The organism is Pseudomonas sp. FW305-28 (assembly GCF_017351395.1).
In the GTDB taxonomy this organism is placed as follows: Bacteria; Pseudomonadota; Gammaproteobacteria; order Pseudomonadales; family Pseudomonadaceae; genus Aquipseudomonas; species Aquipseudomonas fluorescens_AA.
Window position 1 is genome coordinate 23,096 of sequence record NZ_JACNDD010000058.1, and the last position, 16,838, is coordinate 39,933.

Sequence of the window (16,838 nt, forward strand, 5' to 3'; positions counted from 1 at the left end):
TCCAGGGCGCGGGAAGATCCGGATTCTAGCGCTTGCGCGTGGCGGGGTCATTGGTCGGCTGGGAACCGGGTTCGTCTCGCCTGGTCTAGTCTTTGCGTCTGGACATTTAAATCAAGGAGCGTGTGCCATGAGTATCTTTAGCTTTGTGAAGGAAGCCGGTGAAAAGCTGATCGACCTGCTGACCCCCGGCAATGCCAATGCCAGCGAACAACTGAAAGAGCACATTGAAAAGGTCGGCCTGGGCAATCCGAACGTGCAGGCGACCGTCGAGGGCGACAAAGTCATCGTGACCGGTGAAGTCGGGAGCCAGGAAGAGAAGGAAAAGATCCTGTTGGCGGTGGGCAACATCGCCGGCGTCGGCAGTGTCGACGACCAGATCACCGTGACGGGCCCGGTGGCCAAGGCGGCGCGTTTCGTGACGGTGAAGAAAGGCGACACCCTCAGCGCCATTTCCAAGGCCGAATACGGCGACGCGAACAAGTACAACAAGATCTTCGAGGCCAACAAGCCGATGCTGTCGCACCCGGACAAGATCTACCCGGGGCAGGTGCTGCGTATTCCCGAGTAACTTGCAGGCCTGTGTTGTCTTCATCGTGAGCAAGCTCGCTCCCACAGGGTTTCCTGGTTCGCCGCGAAACCAATGTGGGAGCGAGCTTGCTCGCGATGAATACGGCGCGGTTCAAAGCCCGGCAATCAAGTCCCGATAATCCCCCAACGCCTCGAACTCCCCCGTATTCTTCGGTCCCTTGCGACTGTCCGGCTCGCTGACCGCCAACAGGTGCGCCACGCCGAAATCCCGGGCGCTGCGCAGCACCGGCAGGGTGTCGTCGATGAACAGGCTGCGGGCCGGGTCGAAATTCAGGTCGGCTTGCAGTGCGTCCCAGAATTGCGGGTTTTCCTTGGGGAAGCCGTAGTCGTGGGAACTGATCAAGCGTTCGAAGTAGGGGGCCAGTTCGATGCGTTCCAGCTTCAAGGACAACGAATCGCGGTGGGCATTGGTGATCATTACCACGCGTTTGCCGGCCCGCTGGATGGCCGCCAGGAACGTATCGGCGTCCGGGCGCAAGGCGATCAGGTGGGCGGTTTCCAACTTCAGTTCGCGCACCGGCAACTTCAGTTCAGTGCTCCAGAAATCCAGGCAATACCACTGCAACTGGCCGGCGTTGCGCTCGAACAGGGGCTGCAGTTCCATCTCGGCCATCGCCCGGCTCACGCCATGCAGTTCGGCGTAGCGCTGGGGCAGGTGTTCGAGCCAGAAATGGTTGTCGTAATGCAGGTCCAGCAGGGTGCCGTCCATGTCCAGTAGAACCGTATCGATCTCATGCCAGGGCAGCAAGGCCATAAAACTTCTCCAGCGGTAATCGGATATCCGACACAAACAATCAGAATAGGCCGGGTATAGTAGCCCGCTATCGCCCAGGGAGCCGTTTATGCGCCAGAAACCCACCATACTCGATCGCCGGATCGTCGCTACCAGCCGCCTGTTCTGTGTGGAAGAACTGAAATTGCGGTTTTCCAACGGTGTGGAGCGTACCTATGAACGTCTGGCGAGTAACGGTGCGGGCTACGGCGCGGTGATGATCGTGGCGATGCTCGACGCCGACCACGCGGTGCTGGTGGAAGAGTATTGCGGTGGCACCGATGCCTACGAACTGTCCCTGCCCAAGGGCTTGATCGAGCCAGGGGAAGATGTGCTGGCGGCGGCCGAGCGGGAGCTCAAGGAAGAAGCCGGCTTCGGCGCGCGACAGTTGGAACACCTGACCGAGTTATCGCTGTCCCCTGGCTACATGAGCCAGAAGATCCAGGTGGTGCTGGCCACCGATCTGTATGAAGAACGGCTGGAGGGCGACGAGCCCGAGCCGATGGGGGTGGACAAGGTCAACCTGCGTGAGCTCTCGGCCTTGGCGCAGAACCCGCAATTTACCGAGGGCCGGGCCTTGGCGGCGCTGTACCTGGCCCGTGACCTGCTGGCCCAGCGTGGAGCGTTCCTGTCATGACTTTCCCTCATCCGTTGATGGCTCCCGTAGTCGAGCTGGCGCTCCAGGCCGGTGAAGCGATCCTGCCGTTCTGGCGCGCCAACGTGCAGGTCAACCACAAGGCCGACGAGTCGCCGGTGACTGCCGCGGACATGGCGGCTCATGATGTGATCGTGGCCGGGTTGACGGCGCTGGCCCCGGATATTCCGATCCTCTCCGAAGAGGACGCCGATATTGCCCAAGGCGTGCGCGCCGGCTGGCAGAGCTGGTGGCTGGTGGACCCGTTGGATGGCACCAAGGAGTTCATCTCCGGCAGCGAGGAGTTCACCGTCAATATCGCTTTGGTGGAACAGGGCCGTGTGGTGTTCGGTGTGGTGTCGATGCCGACCAATGGACGCTTTTACGTCGGCGGCGCCGGGTTGGGTGCCTGGCGTGGCGACAAGGGCGGTGTGCCTTTGCCTATCGCGGTTCGTGATGTATTGGCGCCGGGCGAAGCGTTCACCGTGGTCGCCAGTCGCCGGCACACCAGCCCGGAGCAGGAACGCCTGCTGGAGGGCTTGAGCGGGAGCCTGGGCGAGCTGCAACTGACCAGCATTGGCAGTTCGTTGAAGTTCTGCCTGGTGGCCGAAGGCGCTGCGGATTGTTATCCCCGGCTGGCGCCGACCTCCCAGTGGGACACCGCCGCCGCCCAGGGTGTGCTGGAAGGCGCGGGTGGCGAGGTGTTGGACTTGAGCGGCGAACCGTTCTGTTATCCACCGCGGGAGTCGCTGTTGAATACGTCATTCCTGGCGTTGCCGGCCAAAGCGGCGTGGCGTGGGAAGCTGTTGGAGCTGGCTCGCGCTTAAGTCTGGCTCGATCCCTTGTGGCGAGGGGATTGTGGGAGCAAAGCTTGCTCGCGATACAGGCGCCTCGATTTCTGAAAGACCGCAGCGCCTCCATCGCGGGCAAGCCTTGCTCCCACACAGCGATACCTCGCCACAGGGGCCGGCGGTGTTTCAGCGGTGCAACACGTATTGCCCCTCGAATTGCACCGCGATTTCATCGCTTCCCACGTTCATCACCTGTGTCTGCAACGCCAGCCGCGCCCGGCCATAGCGCCGATACGTGGCCAGGAAGCGTTTCCACAGCTTTTCCTCGGGCGCATCGCAGACGACAGTCGCATCGCGGGTCACTGGTAGCGGATAGCTGATCTGCCCTTCCTGAATCACGATATGCCCGTCTTCGATGCCTTCCTCGCGCAGGGCCAGGTGCAGCCAGCCCCAGCCACCCAGTACGGCGCCGCAATACAGGCTGCCACCGAACATGGTGCTCTTGTGGTTGACGTTGGCCGCCAGCGGCAAGGACAGGCGCAGTTGCCGAGCCTGCCAATCGAGCACCTTGAGGCCCATGTCCCGGGTCAAGGGGATGTCGTGGTGCAGGATCGATTCCAGGTAACGGCTGTCGCGGTTCATTGCGGGGCCTCTTGCTTGACGGGGAAATGACGATATTTCAATCGGACTCATCGGCCGAACCCTGGCTGCTGTCGCCGAAGGTCAGGCCATGCTTGCGCAACTTGTCGTGCAGGGTCTTGCGGGGGATGCCCAGGGCTTCGGCCAGGCTGCGCACCGAGCTGTGGGGACGCGCCAGTTCGGCGGCGATCAGGGTTTTCTCGAAGTTTTCCACCTGCTCGCTCAAGCCGCCACTGACCAGTTCCACCGGTGCGCCGGGGTTGCCGTCTGGCACGCTGTTATCCAGGGCCAGTTCCAGTCCCAGGGCAAAGCGCTCGGCGGCGTTCTGCAGTTCCCGGACATTGCCCGGCCAGCTGTGGCGCAGCAGCAACGCCCGTTGCGCCGGCTGCAATTCGTGGGGTGGCAGGCCATGGCGAGCACTGGCTTCGTTGGCGAAGTGCTGGAATAGCATGAGCGCATCCTCGCCCCGTTCGCGCAACGGTGGTATGCGCAGCGGCGCGACGTTCAGGCGGTAATACAGGTCGGCGCGGAAACGTCCCTGGTCGGCGGCCTGGCGCAGGTCTTCCTTGGTCGCGGCGATGACGCGGATATCCAGCGGGATCTGTTGATTGCCCCCCAGTCGTTCCACCATGCGCTCTTGCAGCAGGCGCAGCAGCTTGACCTGGACATCCAGGCTCATGCTTTCGATTTCATCCAGAAACAGCGTGCCACCGTTGGCGAATTCGAACTTGCCGATACGGCGTTTCTGCGCGCCGGTAAACGCACCGGGCTCGTGGCCGAACAGCTCGCTTTCCACCACCGACTCGGCCAGGGCCCCGGCGTTGATCGCCACGAAGGGGCCATTGCGTCGGCTCGAGAGGTCGTGCAAGGCACGGGCGACCACTTCCTTGCCGGCACCGGTTTCACCGAGGATCAGCACGTCGGCGCGGGTGGCGGCCAGTGCCCCGATCTGCTCGCGCAGGCGCAGCATCGGAGTCGATTGGCCGACCAGGCGGGCGCTGAGTTCGTGGCGGTCGCTCAGGGCCAGGCGCAGGCTGCGGTTGTCCAGCACCAGGCGACGCAAGGCCAGGGCGCGGCGTACGCTGTCGAGCAGATGATCGCTGGCGAAAGGTTTTTCCAGGAAGTCGTAGGCCCCGGCGCGCATCGCCTGCACCGCCAGCGGCACGTCGCCGTGGCCGGTGATCAGCAGCACCGGCAGTTCCGGGTCCTGGGCGTGGAGTTCGCCCAGCAGTTCGAGGCCATCCATGCCCGGCATGCGAATATCACTGACCACCACCCCCGGCCAGTCACGGGGCAGTTGCCCGGCCACGCCCTTGGCTTCGGCCAGGGGCAGGATTTTCAGGCCGGCCAGGTCGAGGGTCTGGCTCAAGGCCTGACGCAGATGGGGATCGTCATCGATCAGCACCACCTCAATCCGGTTATCGATGGTCATACACTTCGGTCCTCGGACGGTTGCAGGCTCACCCCGGGTGCGCCGGCGCGCAGCTTCAGGGTGATCAGGGCGCCGCCTTCCTTGTGGTTGGCGAACGACAGTTCGCCGCCGAAGGCGCGCATCAGGGTGTCGCAGATCGCCAGCCCCAGGCCAAGGCCCTGGGTGCGCGTCTTGGTGGTGTAGAAGGGCTCGCCGGCGCGGCCCAGGGCTTCCATGCAAAACCCCGGGCCGTTATCGCGGATGTACAGGTTGACGCCGGTGTCAGTGGCCTGGGCGCTGAGCCAGAGTTTGCGCGGCGGGCCTTTCTCGGTGAGCGCATCGAGGGCGTTGGCCAGCAGGTTGCCGAGTACCTGGCGCAGGCGGGTTTCGCCGGCCTCGACCCACAGCGTGGCGGCCGGCAAGTCGCGGATCAGTTCCACTTCCATGCTGCGCCGGCGTTTGGCGAGCAGCGCCAGGGCGTCGTCCAGCGCCGGTTGCAGGGCGACGCTTTCCGGGGCATGACGGTCGCGGCGGGCAAAGGCGCGCAAGTGGGCAATGATCGAGGCCATGCGCCCGGTCAGTTCGCTGATCAGCTTGAGGTTGCCGCGGGCATCCTCGGTGCGTTGGTGGTCGAGCAATATCTCGGCGTTTTCCGCGTAGCTGCGAATCGCCGCCAGCGGCTGGTTGAGTTCGTGGCTGATGCTCGCCGACATGGTGCCCAGGGCCGACAGCTTGCCGGCTTGCACCAGGTCATCCTGGGCACGGACCAACTCCTGCTGGGCTTGCTCGCGCTCCAGCACTTCCTGCTTCAAACGTCGGTTCAGCCCTTCCAGGTCGCTGGTCCGTTCCGCCACCCGCCCTTCCAACTGGTGGCGGGCCTTGGCTTCGAAGGCGATCCGATCCAGATAATGGCGCCGGCGTTGCATCATCAAGCCGAGCAACAGCATCAAGACCAGCAATGCCGCGCCGCCGATGGCGACCACGGTGCGCACAGGACGGTCGATCAACGTGCGCGGGGCGAGAATGCTCACGCTCCAGCCGGTTTCTTCGATGGCTTGGGTCTGGGTCAGCCAGGCGTTGGCATCCAGGTTCAGCGGCTTGGGGTCGCGGGTCGGATAAGGCTGTACCGCACTGATGGCCTTGCGCTCGTCGTCGCCCAACGGCCGGGTCGCGCGAAACCGCCATTCCTGGCGCGACGTGAGGATGACCACGCCATTGTGGTCGGTTACCAGCAACTGCTCCGGGGTCTTGCCCCACAGGCTTTCGGTATGGTCCAGGTCGACCTTGACCACCAGCACGCCGATGACTTTCTCGCGGTCGCGCACGGCAGCGGCGAAGAAGTAACCACGCTTGGCCGAGGTGGTGCCCAGGCCGAAGAAGCGCCCCAGGCGCCCGGCCATGGCTTCGATGAAGTACGGACGGAAGGCGAAGTTGCGCCCGACGAAACTGTCGTGTTTGTCCCAGTTCGACGCCGCCAGGGTCTTGCCGGTGGGGTCCATCAGGTACATGACTTCCGCGCCGGTCTGGGCGCTGATGTTTTTCAGCAGCCGGTTGGCGTTGCCTTGGGTCACGCCGTCGTCCGGGGCCGACAAGGCGGCGCGCAGGGCCGGCAGGTCGCCGAGAATCTGTGGCAGCACCTCATAGCGGTGCAGCGTGCCCAACAAGTTGGCGACGTAAAGGTCCAGGGTCTGGCGGTTCTGCCCGGCCAGTTCACTGCGGTAATAACGTTCGGCCAGATGCTCCAACGGCCACAGCAACGGTGCCAGGCACAGCGCGAGCAAGGCCAGGCTGCGCCAACGGGGTCTGCGGGGAAGGGTGGAATTCATGAGCATCGGGCGCCTGTGGTGACAGGCGTATTATGCCTAGTTGCCCCGCAAATACTATTTGTAAGGCCTTACCAGGCTTGTCCGGCAAGACACTGCTGCAACGCGTCTCGCCAGTCGGGTTGGCTCACCGACCACTCCTTGAGCAGGCGGCTGCAGTCCAGGCGCGAGTTCAGCGGTCGAGGGGCCGGCGTCGGGTAAGCGCTGGACGCAATGGGCTCCAGCAGTGCACATGGCTTGTGTCGCTCCAGCAGGTTTTCGCCGATGGCCTGGGCGAAACCGAACCAGGACGTCTCGCCCCGGGCCGTCAGGTGATAGGTGCCCCAGGCTCCGGGTTGACCGGCCTGCCAGCGTTCGATCAGTTGGGCGGTGCTGTCGGCAATGGTGCCCGCCCAGGTCGGTGCGCCAATCTGATCGGCCACCACCCGCAGCTGCGGTTTTTCCTGCAACAGGCGTTGCATGGTCAGCAGGAAATTGCGTCCCTCGGTGGAGTACACCCAACTGGTGCGCAGGATCAGGTGCTGGCCGCCTGCCTGGCCGATGGCATGTTCGCCAGCCAGTTTGCTGCGCCCGTAGACACTCAGCGGGTTGGGCGTGTCGTCCTCGGTGTAGGGGGCGGGCTTGAGGCCATCGAAGACGTAGTCGGTGGAGTAGTGAATCAACGGGATGCCCAGGGCGAGCGCTGCTTGGGCCAGGATGCCCGGTGCCGTGGCATTGATGGCAAACGCCCGTTCCGGTTCGCTCTCGGCCTGGTCGACGGCCGTGTGAGCGGCGGCATTGATGATCAGGTCGGGCCTCAGGGCCTCGATGGGCGCGTGCAGGGTGTCCGGTTGCGCCAGATCGAGCTGGTCGCTGCCGCGTACCAGCAACTCGCCCATGCCGCTCAGGCGCGACTGGAGTGCCTGGGAAACCTGGCCATTGCGGCCGATGATCAGGATGCGCAGGTTGGAATTCATGGGAACAGGTCTGCCTCGTGCAAGGCCTTGCCGTTCTGGTCCTTGGCCGAGAGGATCGGCGCGCCTTCCAGCGCCCAATCGATGGCCAGTTGCGGATCGTCCCAGCGAATGCAGCGCTCGGCCGAGGGGGAGTAGTAATCGGTGGTCTTGTAGAGAAAGTCTGCCGATTCGCTCAGTACGACAAAGCCGTGGGCAAACCCTGGTGGCACCCACAGCTGCCGATGGTTCTGCGCCGACAGGCGAACGCTTGCCCATTGGCCGAAGGTCGGCGAGCTGCGACGAATGTCCACCGCGATATCCAGCACCTCCCCGGCAGTGACGCGTACGAGTTTCCCCTGGGCCTGTTCGATCTGATAGTGCAGGCCCCGCAACACACCCCGGGTGGAGCGTGAGTGGTTGTCCTGGACGAACTGCAGGGTGCAGCCGGTCGCCTCGGCAAACGCCCGGGCATTGAAGCTTTCGTAGAAAAAACCCCGATCGTCACCGAAGACTTTCGGTTCGATGATCAGGACATCCGGCAGACGGGTGGCGATGACGTTCAACGTGTTTCTCCGGCGATCTTGAACAGGTACTGGCCGTAGCCGGTCTTGCCGAAATACTGGGCGCGCTCAAGGATGTGCTCGCGGCTGACCCAACCTTGCTGGTAGGCAATTTCTTCCAGGCACGCCACTTTCAGGCCTTGGCGATGTTCGATGGTCTGCACGTACTGCGAAGCTTCCAGCAGGCTGTCGTGGGTGCCGGTGTCCAGCCAGGCGAAACCGCGGCCGAAGCGCTCGACGTGCAGGTCGCCGCGCTGCAGGTAGGCGTTGTTGACGTCGGTGATTTCCAGTTCGCCGCGTTTGGATGGCTTGATGGCCTTGGCGATCTCGATCACGTCGTTGTCGTAGAAGTACAGGCCGGTCACCGCGTAGCTGGATTTAGGCGCAGTGGGTTTTTCTTCGATGGACATCGCCCGCCCTTCCGAGTCGAAGTCGATCACGCCAAATCGCTCGGGGTCCTTGACCCAGTAGCCGAACACCGTCGCGCCACTTGGCCGGTTGATAGCCGTCTGCAATTGCTCGCCGAAATACTGACCGTGGAAAATGTTGTCGCCCAGGATCAGGCACACCGAGTCGCTGCCAATGAACTGTTCGCCGATCAGGAACGCCTGGGCCAAGCCATCGGGCGATGGCTGCTCGGCATAGCTGAAGTGCACGCCAAACTGCTGGCCGTCGCCCAACAGGTTGCGGTATTGCGGCAGATCCTGAGGGGTGGAAATGATCAGGATGTCTTTGATGCCCGCGAGCATCAGCACCGAGATCGGGTAATAAATCATCGGTTTGTCATAAATCGGCAAGAGCTGCTTGGACACCCCGAGGGTAATCGGGTGCAGGCGGGTGCCGGAACCGCCGGCCAGGACAATGCCTTTCATCATGCAATTGCATCCTTGTTGTCGAGCGAGCCCAGGCGCTCGCCTTGATAACTGCCGTCCTGGACACGTTGGCACCACAGCAGGTTCTCGAGGTACCACTGCACGGTCTTGCGCAGCCCGGTCTCGAAGGTTTCCCGAGGTGTCCAGCCCAGTTCCCGTTCGATCTTGCTGGCGTCGATGGCGTAGCGCAGGTCGTGGCCGGGGCGATCCTGGACGAAGCTGATCAGGTCGGCATAGTGCTCGACGCCTTCGGGTTTGCGTGGCGCCAATTCTTCGAGCAGCGCGCAGATGCTGCGCACCACGTCGATGTTTTTCTGCTCGTTGTGCCCGCCAATGTTGTACGTCTCGCCGACCGCGCCCTGGGTGACGACCTTGAGCAGTGCCCGGGCATGGTCTTCGACGAACAGCCAGTCGCGCACTTGCTGGCCGTTGCCGTAGACCGGCAACGGTTTACCGGCCAGCGCATTGAGAATCACCAGGGGAATCAACTTCTCGGGGAAGTGAAACGGCCCGTAGTTGTTCGAGCAGTTGGTCAACAGCACGGGCAAGCCGTAGGTGCGTTGCCAGGCACGGACCAGGTGGTCGGACGCCGCCTTGCTCGCCGAATACGGTGAACTTGGGGCATAGGCGGTGGTTTCGGTGAACAGGTCATCCACACCGTGCAAGTCGCCATACACTTCGTCGGTGGAGATGTGGTGGAAGCGAAACGCGCGCTTCTGCGGCTCGGCCAGGGCCTGCCAATAAGCGCGGGTGGCTTCCAGCAGGCTGTAGGTGCCGACGATGTTGGTCTGGATGAAGTCTGCCGGGCCATCGATGGAGCGGTCTACATGGGACTCGGCCGCCAGGTGCATGATGGCCTCAGGCTTGAATCGCGCGAGCACAGCACTGACGGTCGCTTGATCGACAATGTCGGCCTGGACGAATTCGTAGCGGCTGTCGTGATCGATGCTGCTCAGCGATTCGAGATTGCCGGCGTACGTCAGCTTGTCGAGGTTCAAGACTTGGTGCTCGGTATCGAGAATCAAGTGCCGTATGAGCGCCGAGCCGATGAAGCCAGCACCGCCAGTGATGAGAATGCGCATCCGGTTAAGCCTTTTTCCGTGGGACGACAAAGCATAGGGAGCATAGCTTGTCGGCATGGCGGGAGCGGCGCAAGCGAATATCCCCTGGACACACTCTCCCCCTGCAGCGTCTCAGGAGGGCTGTGCATATTTTTGAACAGAGGGGTTGCTTATCCTCCGGCTCAGTGGCGAGATAGGCATCCAAACAAAACCACTTCAGGGGTCCTTGTATGCCACTCGCTACGTTGGTTCACCGTGCCAGTTTGCCAAGCCCACAGATCAGCGCCGAGCAAGCGCTGGTGCTGTTGCGCTTGAATTACGGACTCAGTGGCGACCTGCGACCCCTTGGCAGCAACCAGGACCTCAACTACCGCGTCGACAGCGAGCGCGGGCGCTTTGTGTTGAAAATTTGCCACGGCGACTACGCTGTCCCGGAAATACAGGCCCAACACGCAGCCCTCAAGCAGTTGGTCGGACACGACGCGGTGAAAGTCCCGCGGGTGATTTGTGCCAGCAACGGGCTGGACCTGCTGACATTGGACGTCGACGGCCAAGCGATTCACATGCGCCTGCTGGAGTACATCGACGGCCAGTCCCTCACGCAACTCAAGCACCTGACACCCGAGCTTGTAACGGGCCTGGGCCGCCTGTGCGCGGAAATGGACCTGGCCCTGGCGACATTCGACCACCCGGGCCTGGAGCGCACCCTGCAATGGGACGCGCGCCATGCCCCGGCCCTGGTCGAGTACCTGTTGCCTGTCATCGCGGATGAACAACGGCGCCATCTGGTCGCCGAGGTCGCGCAACAGGCCGAGCGACGCTTGCAACCGCTCAAGGCCAGCTTGCCGGTGCAGGCGATCCACATGGACATCACCGATGACAACGTGGTCTGGCAGCGCGATGCCCAGCGCCAGTGGCAATTGCAGGGCGTCATCGATTTCGGCGACCTGGTCCGTACCTGGCGCATCACTGACTTGTCGGTGACGTGCGCGGCCCTGCTGCATCACGCCGACGGCGATCCGTTCTTCATCTTGCCGGCGATCAAGGCCTACCACGCGGTCAACCCCTTGCAGCACCAGGAGCTGTTGGCGCTATGGCCACTGATCGTGGCGCGCGCCGCGGTGCTGGTGCTCAGCGGTGAACAGCAGGTTTCCATCGACCCGGACAACCAGTACAGCCGCGACAACCTGGCCCATGAGTGGGAGATTTTCCGAGTGGCTCACTCGGTGCCTTTCGAACTGATGGAAGCGGCGATTCTCACCGCCGTCGGCCACAGCCTGCCGGCCATTGCCAGCGAGGGCTTTGCGCCGCTGTTGCCGACCCTGGTGGGGCGTGAGTTCGCCCTGATCGACCTGGGTGTGCTGAGCCCGCATTTCGAGGCCGGCAATTGGGAGCAGCCGGGGATCGACCAGCGCCTGCTGGACGAGGCCGCCGGGCTTCACGGCCTGGCTGCCAGCCGCTACGGGCAGTACCGTTTGTCGCGCACCCGGCCGGACAGTGCCGTGGAACCCGACACTTATCCGTTGCACGTGGCGTTGAGTGTGCCTCAGGGCACGCCGCTCGAATCGCCGTTCGCCGGGGTTGTGCACAAGGCTGCCGACGGTATGTTGCAACTGGACAGCGCGCAGCTGAGCGTGCGCGTGTGGGGCGTGACGTCGCCGTTGCATTCCGGGGCGGCGCTGGTCAAGGGGCAGGTGCTGGGTGAAGTCACGGGGCCGTTGCAGGTCCAGTTGTGCCGGGGCGCCCAGGTGAATCCGCCGCTGTTCTGCACGCCCTCCAGGGCCCAGGCCTGGCAGGCGCTTTGCCCTTCGCCGGCGGTGCTGCTGGGGCTGGCCTGCGATGCCGAGCCGGAGGTCGATCCCGAGGCACTGCTGGCCCGCCGCGATGCGAGCTTCGCCCGTTCGCAGAAACATTATTACGTCGATCCGCCGCGCATCGAGCGTGGCTGGCGCAACCACCTGATCGATATGCAGGGCCGCTCGTATCTGGACATGCTCAACAACGTCGCCGTGCTGGGCCACGGCCATCCCCGCATGGCGGCGGTGGCTGCCCGGCAATGGTCGCTGCTCAATACCAACTCGCGTTTCCACTACGCGGCGATCGCCGAATTCTCCGAGCGTCTGCTGGCGCTGTCGCCGTCGAACATGGACCGGGTGTTCCTGGTCAACAGCGGCACCGAGGCCAATGACCTGGCGATCCGCCTGGCCTGGGCCTACAGCGGCGGACGGGACATGCTCAGTGTGCTGGAGGCCTATCACGGCTGGTCGGTGGCCGCCGATGCGGTGTCGACGTCCATCGCCGATAACCCCCAGGCCCTGAGCAGCCGCCCGGACTGGGTGCACCCGGTGACCGCCCCGAACACCTACCGTGGCGAGTTCCGCGGTCCCGACAGTGCGCCGGACTACGTGCGCAGTGTCGAGCACAACCTGGCGAAAATTGCCGAGAGCAAGCGTCAGCTCGCCGGCTTCATCTGCGAACCGGTGTACGGCAACGCCGGTGGGATCGCACTGCCGCCCGGTTACCTGAAGCAGGTCTATGCGATGGTGCGCGAGCGCGGTGGGGTCTGTATCGCCGACGAGGTGCAGGTCGGTTACGGACGCATGGGCGAGTTTTTCTGGGGCTTCGAAGAGCAAGGCGTGGTGCCGGACATCATCACCATGGCCAAGGGCATGGGCAACGGCCAGCCGCTGGGTGCGGTCATCACCCGCCGGGAAATCGCCGAGGCGCTGGAAGCCGAGGGGTACTTCTTCTCCTCGGCCGGTGGCAGCCCGGTCAGTTGCCAGATCGGCATGGCGGTGCTGGATGTCATGGAAGAAGACAACCTCTGGGAAAACGCACGGGTGGTTGGCGGGCACTTCAAGGCTCGACTGGAGGCTTTGATCGACCAGTATCCATTGGTCGGTGCGGTGCATGGTTCCGGGTTCTACCTGGGCGTGGAACTGATCCGTGATCGCGAGACCCTGGAGCCGGCCACTGAAGAGACCATGGCGCTGTGCAATCGCCTGCGGGAGTTGGGGATCTTCATGCAACCGACTGGCGATTATCTGAACATCCTCAAGATCAAGCCGCCGATGGTGACCACGCGTCAGAGTGTGGATTTCTTTGTCGATATGCTGGCGAAGGTATTGGACGAGGGGCTGTAATCGATCTGGAACGCCACGCTGTTCTCCTGTGGGAGCGAGCTTGCTCGCGATGACGGTGTCCAAGCCAATATTAATGTGGCTGAACGACCGCTATCGCGAGCGAGCCCGCTCCCACAGGGTTTGGCGCACCTTTTAAATCGATTTTTGTCGGTGTTTTTCGCTTTTTTTTGATGGTGCTAAGTTTTTGTGGCTTTATTAGTCGATATTTATCGTTTATAAAGTTGCCACTGCCCATCGCCCAGGAGATGACCCATGACAACGTTGCACAGCACTCCGCGCGCGGATGGTTTCCACATGCCTGCCGAATGGGCGACCCAGACCCAGGTCTGGATGATCTGGCCCGAGCGTCCGGACAACTGGCGCCTGGGCGGCAAGCCCGCGCAGGCCGCCCACGTGGCGGTCGCCAAGGCCATCGCCCGTTTTGAACCGGTGACCGTGGCGGTGTCCGCGGCCCAATACGAAAATGCCCGGGCGCGCCTCGACGTGCCGAATATCCGCCTGGTGGAAATGTCCAGCGACGATGCCTGGGTCCGCGATACCGGCCCTACGTTCGTGATCAATGACAGCGGGGAAGTGCGCGGTGTCGATTGGGATTTCAACGCCTGGGGCGGTTTTGACGGCGGCCTGTATGCGCCCTGGAACCGTGATGCGCAAGTGGCCAGCAAGGTCCTCGAGATCGAACGCAGCCCGCGTTATCGCACCGAAGGTTTTGTGCTCGAGGGCGGGTCGATCCATGTGGATGGCGAAGGCACCGTGATCACCACCGAGGAATGCCTGCTCAACCGCAATCGCAACCCGCACATGAGTCGTGAGCAGATCGAGGCGGTGCTCAGCGCGCAATTGGCGGTGGACAAGGTCATCTGGCTGCCGGACGGTCTGTTCAATGACGAAACCGACGGCCATGTGGATAACTTCTGCTGCTACGTGCGTCCGGGCGAAGTCCTGCTTGCCTGGACCGACGACCCGCAAAACCCGAACTACACCCGCTGCCATGCGGCGATGGATGTGCTGCAAAACAGCACTGACGCCAAGGGGCGCCCGTTCACAGTGCACAAAATGCCGATTCCGGGGCCGATGTATGCCACCGAAGAGGAATGCGCGGGCGTGGATGCGGTGGAAGGTTCCCAGGAGCGCAACCCAACCGTGCGACTGGCCGGCTCCTATGTGAACTTCCTGATCGTCAACGGCGGCATCATCGCGCCCAGCTTTGACGACCCGCTGGACGCGCCGGCCAGGGACATCCTGCAGAACCTGTTCCCGCAGCACGAAGTGGTCATGGTGCCCGGGCGCGAACTGTTACTGGGCGGCGGGAACATTCATTGCCTTACCCAACAGCAACCCGCGCCGTACGTAAAATGAGTGGCGATGTAACAGGCTGCTGATAGCGCCTGCGCCGGCCCCGGGGCGGCGATTTTGGATCCATCCCGGCAAGCCCGCGGCCCGATTGGGCCGTGGGTTTTTTTGTATCTGTTCATGGGTGGGCGTGGATACATTGGCATAGCTCTTGTATCGGATCCGCGGCAGTTCCGGGGAATGGAGCTGAGTTGTTTTGTCATAAACCTTGGATAAATTAGCCGCTCATCAACCAGGAGAGGGCGCTGGAATGAATATGACAAGCGAGCGCACATGCCATCCCTTGGCCGTCAATGGTGAGTCGCTTCAAGCCTTGGCGCAGTGGTTGAAGTCCAACGGAACGCGTCAGATCAGAGAACCTGATCCGCGCCGGATGATCGTTGAGCGTTACCCCGCTGGCCTGTTCAGCGAGGCTGAGTTGGAAGCGTTGTGGGATGTGATGCAAGGATAGAATTCGACGGATTGATAAAAAGCGCTGGCCGGGATGGCAGCGCTTTTTTTGTGCCCGCGGGTTTTCGAGTTCACACAAAAATCCCTGTGGGAGCGAGCTTGCTCGCGATAGCGGTGGATCGATAACACGACTGTTGACTGACACACTGCCATCGCGAGCAAGCTCGCTCCCACAGGGGGGCTGGGCAAGCCCTAGGCCTTCGCCCAATGGCTCAAGCAAACCCCGCCGGAGCAGGCCTGCGCGCCCTCGGCGACTTGCGGTTTGGACGGCTGTTCGTTTTGATCGAATCTTAGATGTTTTTCGCCTAATTACAGACGATTCACGAAATTGACACACTGTTGAGGGCGCGACTAGGATTCGCCCTACGCCTGTGGCTGACAGCCATGACTCTTAAATAATAAAAAGGCCCGACACGATCAGACGTGGGCGGGCCTTTTCATTATTTTCAGGAGCAAGAGTCCGAAAAAGAGCGCAGAAAGCGCCATTTCGGCTGCTCGCCGCGGTGCGTATCAACCCGTACAAGGAAAATAATCATGTTGAACAAGCGCATTAGTTTGATCGCACTGGGGATCTTGAGCACGACACACGCCATGGCCAACGACCAGGCGGAGTCAAAGGGGTTCGTTGAAGACAGCAGCTTGAAAGTGCTGTTGCGCAACGCTTATATCAACCGCGACTACAAAGACGGCAACAAGGACAAGGCCGAATGGGGCCAGGCGGCCATCGGTACGTTCTCGTCCGGTTTCACCCAGGGCACGGTGGGCGTGGGTGTAGATGCCTTCGGCTTGTACGCATTGCGTCTGGACGGCGGCAAAGGTCGTAGCGGTGCGCAAGGCATCGATTTCTTCAAGCAAGGTGACAGCGGCAACGCGGCCGATGACTTGTCCAAGTTCGGTGCCGCGGTCAAGTTCCGCGTTTCCAACACCGTACTGGCCTACGGTGACCAGATGCCGGCCCTGCCGGTGCTGAGCTATGACAACTCGCGCCTGCTGCCGGAAAGCTACACCGGCACACTGATCACCTCCAAGGAGATCAAGGGCCTGGAACTGAATGCCGGCCGTTTCACCGCCGAATCGCGCAAGAGCGCCGAAGGCCGCGACAGCGGTGGCCTGAAGTCGATCAACGTATTGGGCGGCAGCTACCAGTTCACCGAGCAGTTCAAGGCTTCGCTCTACGCCTCGGATGTCGAGGACGTATTGAAGAAGCAATACGTGAACGCCAACTACGTGTTCCCGCTGGCCAAGGATCAGTCCCTGACCCTGGACTTCAACGGTTATCGCACCAAGCTGGACAACAGCTACGTTCGCGAAAACAACGTCACCGGCGACGACAACAAGATCTGGAGCCTGGCCGCCACCTTCGCCACCGGCCCGCACAGCTTCACGCTCGCTCACCAGCGCAGCACCGGCGACAGCAACCTGGGCTACGCCTACGGCGGCTATCAGCGCGGGCAGAATCGTGTGGGTGACGGCGGCAACACGATCTACCTGGCCAACTCCTACTGGTCCGACTTCAACGCCGAGGATGAGCGCAGCTGGCAGTTGGGCTACGGCCTGGACTTCACCACCTTCGGCGTTCCGGGCCTGACCTACAACGTCGCTTATGTGCGTGGCGATAACATCACCACGTCCACCAGCGAAGGCGGTACCGAGCGCGAGATCTTCAACCAGTTCAAGTACGTGGTCCAGGGCGGCCCGGCCAAGGACTTGAGCGTCAGGTTGCGCAGCTCCGTGTTGCGGGTGTCGCAGAAGTCCAGCGAGTACAACGTCAGCGGCAATGAGCTGCGGGTGTTCGTGGATTACCCG

General features: G+C 62.5%; 15 protein-coding genes. 7 read left to right on the forward strand and 8 right to left on the reverse strand.

The window, feature by feature from the left end:
• Positions 1 to 127 precede the first annotated feature (127 nt).
• The gene (lysM, locus tag J4E53_RS15250) at positions 128 to 568 is read left to right on the forward strand and encodes a peptidoglycan-binding protein LysM (protein ID WP_060739658.1); all 441 of its coding nucleotides are present in this window, start codon (positions 128 to 130) and stop codon (positions 566 to 568) included.
• Between the two features lie 111 nt (positions 569 to 679).
• On the opposite strand, the gene yrfG is transcribed toward lysM, so the two are convergent.
• Positions 680 to 1,342, reverse strand: a complete 663-nt coding sequence (gene yrfG, locus J4E53_RS15255; protein WP_060739657.1) for a GMP/IMP nucleotidase — start codon at positions 1,340 to 1,342, stop codon at positions 680 to 682.
• A gap of 88 nt (positions 1,343 to 1,430) precedes the next feature.
• Between yrfG and nudE the strand changes: the two genes are divergently transcribed.
• Together nudE and cysQ are read left to right on the forward strand one after the other, a co-directional pair.
• Entirely contained in the window at positions 1,431 to 1,997 is a 567-nt protein-coding gene (gene nudE, locus J4E53_RS15260) for an ADP compounds hydrolase NudE (protein WP_060739656.1), read from the forward strand.
• The gene (gene cysQ / locus J4E53_RS15265) at positions 1,994 to 2,821 is read left to right on the forward strand and encodes a 3'(2'),5'-bisphosphate nucleotidase CysQ (RefSeq protein ID WP_103308423.1); all 828 of its coding nucleotides are present in this window, start codon (positions 1,994 to 1,996) and stop codon (positions 2,819 to 2,821) included. The genes nudE and cysQ overlap by 4 nt, the downstream gene beginning before the upstream one ends.
• A 150-nt stretch (positions 2,822 to 2,971) precedes the next feature.
• On the opposite strand, the gene J4E53_RS15270 is transcribed toward cysQ, so the two are convergent.
• The 7 genes from J4E53_RS15270 to rfbB form a co-directional block, all read right to left on the reverse strand.
• A complete protein-coding gene (locus J4E53_RS15270) occupies positions 2,972 to 3,427 on the reverse strand; it encodes a YiiD C-terminal domain-containing protein (protein ID WP_060739654.1) in 456 nt (151 codons plus the stop codon).
• Positions 3,428 to 3,464: 37 nt separating this feature from the next.
• Positions 3,465 to 4,856 carry a sigma-54 dependent transcriptional regulator gene (locus tag J4E53_RS15275; protein WP_060739653.1) on the reverse strand — a complete coding sequence of 464 codons (1,392 nt, stop codon included), beginning with the start codon at positions 4,854 to 4,856 and terminating at the stop codon, positions 3,465 to 3,467.
• Positions 4,853 to 6,661 (reverse strand): ATP-binding protein, encoded by a 1,809-nt coding sequence (locus tag J4E53_RS15280; protein WP_103308434.1) that lies wholly within the window; start codon positions 6,659 to 6,661, stop codon positions 4,853 to 4,855. The genes J4E53_RS15275 and J4E53_RS15280 overlap by 4 nt, the downstream gene beginning before the upstream one ends.
• A gap of 68 nt (positions 6,662 to 6,729) precedes the next feature.
• Positions 6,730 to 7,614 (reverse strand): dTDP-4-dehydrorhamnose reductase, encoded by an 885-nt coding sequence (gene rfbD / locus J4E53_RS15285; RefSeq protein ID WP_060739651.1) that lies wholly within the window; start codon positions 7,612 to 7,614, stop codon positions 6,730 to 6,732.
• Positions 7,611 to 8,156: a dTDP-4-dehydrorhamnose 3,5-epimerase gene (rfbC, locus tag J4E53_RS15290; protein WP_060739650.1), complete on the reverse strand. Its 546-nt coding sequence runs from the start codon at positions 8,154 to 8,156 to the stop codon at positions 7,611 to 7,613. Before rfbC ends, rfbD begins: the two co-directional genes overlap by 4 nt.
• Positions 8,153 to 9,028 (reverse strand): glucose-1-phosphate thymidylyltransferase RfbA, encoded by an 876-nt coding sequence (rfbA, locus tag J4E53_RS15295; RefSeq protein WP_060739649.1) that lies wholly within the window; start codon positions 9,026 to 9,028, stop codon positions 8,153 to 8,155. Before rfbA ends, rfbC begins: the two co-directional genes overlap by 4 nt.
• On the reverse strand, positions 9,025 to 10,107 hold the full coding sequence (gene rfbB / locus J4E53_RS15300; RefSeq protein ID WP_103308422.1) for a dTDP-glucose 4,6-dehydratase: 1,083 nt from the start codon (positions 10,105 to 10,107) through the stop codon (positions 9,025 to 9,027). Before rfbB ends, rfbA begins: the two co-directional genes overlap by 4 nt.
• 209 nt (positions 10,108 to 10,316) lie before the next feature.
• Here rfbB and J4E53_RS15305 point away from each other — a divergent pair, with 209 nt between their 5' ends.
• The 4 genes from J4E53_RS15305 to J4E53_RS15320 form a co-directional block, all read left to right on the forward strand.
• Positions 10,317 to 13,229 (forward strand): aminotransferase, encoded by a 2,913-nt coding sequence (locus J4E53_RS15305; protein WP_103308421.1) that lies wholly within the window; start codon positions 10,317 to 10,319, stop codon positions 13,227 to 13,229.
• Positions 13,230 to 13,481: 252 nt separating this feature from the next.
• Positions 13,482 to 14,588, forward strand: a complete 1,107-nt coding sequence (gene aguA, locus J4E53_RS15310) for an agmatine deiminase (protein WP_103308420.1) — start codon at positions 13,482 to 13,484, stop codon at positions 14,586 to 14,588.
• A 244-nt stretch (positions 14,589 to 14,832) separates the two neighbouring features.
• Positions 14,833 to 15,033 (forward strand): hypothetical protein, encoded by a 201-nt coding sequence (locus tag J4E53_RS15315; protein ID WP_057449186.1) that lies wholly within the window; start codon positions 14,833 to 14,835, stop codon positions 15,031 to 15,033.
• 533 nt (positions 15,034 to 15,566) lie between these two features.
• Positions 15,567 to 16,838 (forward strand): OprD family porin (locus J4E53_RS15320; protein WP_207268158.1); only part of this gene is annotated, 1,272 nt, incomplete at its 3' end.

Excerpts from the sequence above, each read along its gene's own strand:
- rfbA (WP_060739649.1), bottom strand. The coding sequence starts at position 9,028 with ATGATGAAAGGCATTGTCCTGGCCGGCGGTTCCGGCACCCGCCTGCAC.
- rfbD (WP_060739651.1), bottom strand. The coding sequence starts at position 7,614 with ATGAATTCCAACCTGCGCATCCTGATCATCGGCCGCAATGGCCAGGTT.
- J4E53_RS15305 (WP_103308421.1), top strand. The coding sequence starts at position 10,317 with ATGCCACTCGCTACGTTGGTTCACCGTGCCAGTTTGCCAAGCCCACAG.
- nudE (WP_060739656.1), top strand. The coding sequence starts at position 1,431 with ATGCGCCAGAAACCCACCATACTCGATCGCCGGATCGTCGCTACCAGC.
- J4E53_RS15315 (WP_057449186.1), top strand. The coding sequence starts at position 14,833 with ATGAATATGACAAGCGAGCGCACATGCCATCCCTTGGCCGTCAATGGT.
- rfbB (WP_103308422.1), bottom strand. The coding sequence starts at position 10,107 with ATGCGCATTCTCATCACTGGCGGTGCTGGCTTCATCGGCTCGGCGCTC.
- aguA (WP_103308420.1), top strand. The coding sequence starts at position 13,482 with ATGACAACGTTGCACAGCACTCCGCGCGCGGATGGTTTCCACATGCCT.
- J4E53_RS15280 (WP_103308434.1), bottom strand. The coding sequence starts at position 6,661 with ATGAATTCCACCCTTCCCCGCAGACCCCGTTGGCGCAGCCTGGCCTTG.
- J4E53_RS15270 (WP_060739654.1), bottom strand. The coding sequence starts at position 3,427 with ATGAACCGCGACAGCCGTTACCTGGAATCGATCCTGCACCACGACATC.
- cysQ (WP_103308423.1), top strand. The coding sequence starts at position 1,994 with ATGACTTTCCCTCATCCGTTGATGGCTCCCGTAGTCGAGCTGGCGCTC.
- J4E53_RS15275 (WP_060739653.1), bottom strand. The coding sequence starts at position 4,856 with ATGACCATCGATAACCGGATTGAGGTGGTGCTGATCGATGACGATCCC.
- yrfG (WP_060739657.1), bottom strand. The coding sequence starts at position 1,342 with ATGGCCTTGCTGCCCTGGCATGAGATCGATACGGTTCTACTGGACATG.
- lysM (WP_060739658.1), top strand. The coding sequence starts at position 128 with ATGAGTATCTTTAGCTTTGTGAAGGAAGCCGGTGAAAAGCTGATCGAC.